4 protein-coding genes are annotated in these 2,806 nt (G+C 51.0%); all 4 read left to right on the top strand.

Annotated features, from left to right (window positions below; genetic code table 11):
- Window positions 1-666: ABC transporter permease (locus B3W37_RS02735; protein ID WP_483174717.1), on the top strand; the 666-nt coding region annotated here is incomplete at its 5' end.
- Window positions 667-686: 20 nt separating this feature from the next.
- Window positions 687-1,493 carry a tRNA (N6-threonylcarbamoyladenosine(37)-N6)-methyltransferase TrmO gene (tsaA, locus tag B3W37_RS02730; RefSeq protein ID WP_483169172.1) on the top strand — a complete coding sequence of 269 codons (807 nt, stop codon included), beginning with the start codon at window positions 687-689 and terminating at the stop codon, window positions 1,491-1,493.
- 13 nt (window positions 1,494-1,506) lie between these two features.
- Complete coding sequence (locus B3W37_RS02725; RefSeq protein ID WP_483169171.1) at window positions 1,507-2,088, top strand: FmdE family protein; 582 nt, start codon at window positions 1,507-1,509, stop codon at window positions 2,086-2,088.
- 21 nt (window positions 2,089-2,109) lie between these two features.
- The coding region (modD, locus tag B3W37_RS02720; protein ID WP_483174715.1) for a ModD protein at window positions 2,110-2,806 on the top strand (697 nt) is incomplete at its 3' end.

Raw genomic sequence — 2,806 nt, 5'->3', positions numbered from 1 at the left:
GTGGCTTCCCCGCTGAGCACTCTCAAGGCTTTTTTCGGCATGCTGAGCAACGGAGAATTGGGGAGAAGCTTGTTGGTGACTCTGCAGCGACAGCTTGCCGGTCTGGCCCTGGGGGTGTTGACCGGTACCTGTCTCGGTGTGTTTGGGGGTATTAAAGCCTCGCTGGACGGCATGATAATGCCGACCATCAATGCCATCCTGGCAACGCCCAGCGTGATATTCGTGGTCATAGCCATGGTCTGGTTCGGGCAGGGCAGCACTCAGGTCATCTTTGTGACCGCGCTTCTGGTGATGCCCATCATGTACCTCAATTCGGTAAAAGGGATACACTCCATAGACCACAATCTCCTGCAGATGGTAAAAGTATACCGGGTGCCATGGAAAATCAGAATGCTTAAGCTTTACCTGCCCGGGCTGCTCAACGGATTCATAGCAGGTTTTTCACTCAGCGCGGCCTCATCGCTGCGCATTACCATAATGGCCGAGCTCCTGGGAGCGCAAAACGGGATTGGAAACGCCATTTTTATCACTCGCGGATATCTGGAGACCGACAAGCTTTTTGCCTGGACCCTGACCTTGATAATGCTGGTAGCCATAATGGAATCCGTTGTCTTCAATCCACTGCATAAATACGTTAAAAAATGGCAGGCGGAACAAGTAAACTAGGAAAAATGGAGGGATGATATTTGATTACTCCAATAACGATAGAACCGATCGGGGTGGTGCATAATGATTTCCTCAAGCCGGATCGTGTACGGGTTGAGGTGCCTAAAACTACCATCGAGATATTTCCACAGTACAGCGAGGCCATGCTGCGCATGGAAGAACATTCGCATCTATGGATAATCGGGTGGTTTCATGAGGCCAGAAGAGACCTCTTGCGGGTGGTTCCCAGGATTAATTTGGAACTGCCGGAATATGGAGTATTCGGATTGAGGGCTTACAGCAGGCCTAATCCCATTGGTTTGACGGTTGTAAAGCTGGAGGGAATAGAAGGCAATATTTTATCGGTAGAGGGCCTGGATTTCATAGACGGCACCCCGGTAATAGATATAAAACCTTTCTATGGGCAGGATATAGTTTTTTCACCGCGTGCCCCCTACATAAGACCCAGCCAGTCTGGCATGCTGGAACAAATGATGTTCAAAACAGCGTTGAACCACCATCAGGAAGAATGCGATCAGCTGATCCTGGCAGTCAAAATGTGCCTGGCCGCTGAGCAAATCTTTGGTCAGTTGACCGCCGAAGATTTAAAGGTGTATATTGAGGGGACCCGCTGCCTGGCCGACAGCATACAGGGGCTGACCAGAAGCCGCCTGGCCAATCCGGAGCGCTTTACTTTCCGGGAAGACTGTGAGAAAGCACATAGCAGTTGGGAAAACGGGAATCTTTCTGCCACTATAACTCTGAAAAATGGTGTCGGGATAAACAGTCTAAAAGATCAGCCCTATAAAAACCTTTTTGATATAAAAATCGAACACAGTCTAAAATAAGGAGAAGAAACATATGAGCGAACAACTGTGGCAAGCGGTGCACCAGTTTCACGGCCATATCTGCCCAGGCATCGCTGTGGGCTATCGGGCCAGCATCCTGGCCCTGAGACTCCTGGGGCTGGAAGGCCAAAATATTGGCGCCACCCATACGGTGATTGTCGAAAATGATGTATGCGGAGTGGATGGAGTACAGTATGTGACCGGATGCACAGTCGGAAACAGCGGACTGGTGATCGACAATAGGGGAAGGCAAGCCTTCAACTTTATCTCAAAAAAGGGCCAAGGCATTCGTGTGGCTCTAAAATACCCGCTATGGGGATCGAATCATCCCATCGAGCTGCATCAGAAGGTCAAAACCGGGGTGGCCACCGATGCCGAGAAAGCCGAATTTTTTGCCTTGCGCGACGTTCGGGGCAAACTGTTGTATGAGCTCTCAGACGATGAGCTGTTCAACGTCGCCGAGATTAATGTTCATCTTCCCGGCAAGCCCCGGCTGCATCCCATCGTCACTTGCTCCATATGCCGGGAAGAGGTTATGCTTCCCTGGTCGGTGGAGCATGAAGGGGGCCGCGCCTGCGAAGTGCATTTCAAATAGTATCTATGGAGGTATCCGCTGATGTACATTGGTGACGACGCATTAGAAAGATTCATCAAAGAAGACATCCCTTACATCGATCTCACCACCCTGGTGCTGAACATAGCCGGGAAAAAGGGGCGTATCGGTTTCGAGTGCCGCGATGAGGCGGTAATTTGCGGAACGGAAGAAGTGCTGAGAATCCTGGGTAAACTGAACGTAACCCCGCTCCATCATCTGCCTTCCGGAACCCGGGTCGAGCCTCACACGGTGGTATTGGCTGCAGAGGGCAGTGCCGATAATCTGCATATGGCCTGGAAAGTCTGCCAGAATATCCTGGAATATGCCTCTGGTATAGCCACCCGGACATCGCGGATACTAGCCCAGGCACGGACGGCTAATCCCGGTATCGAATTATTGAGCACCAGAAAGATTTTCCCTGGAACCAAGGAGCTTTCAATTAAAGCGGTCGTAGCCGGTGGGGGGACGCCTCACCGCCTGGGCCTTTCAGAGACCATCTTGATATTCGAACAGCACTGGGCTTTCCTGGGCGGGTTTGATAACCTGATGAGCAGGATTTCCGCTCTCAAGGCTAAAAACATTGAAAAGAAGATAATCGTTGAGGTCGCCTCTGCGGCGGAAGCTATTGAGGTATGCAAAGCCGGTGCAGACGGGGTGCAATTTGACAAGATGCCTTATAACGAATTGCCGCAGGCTGTGAAGATATTGCGGGGCATAA

It is taken from the genome of Syntrophomonas sp. UBA5494 (assembly GCF_002426325.1).
Note: the sequence above shows the minus strand (reverse complement) of the source record. Positions and strands in the feature narration are given on the sequence as shown.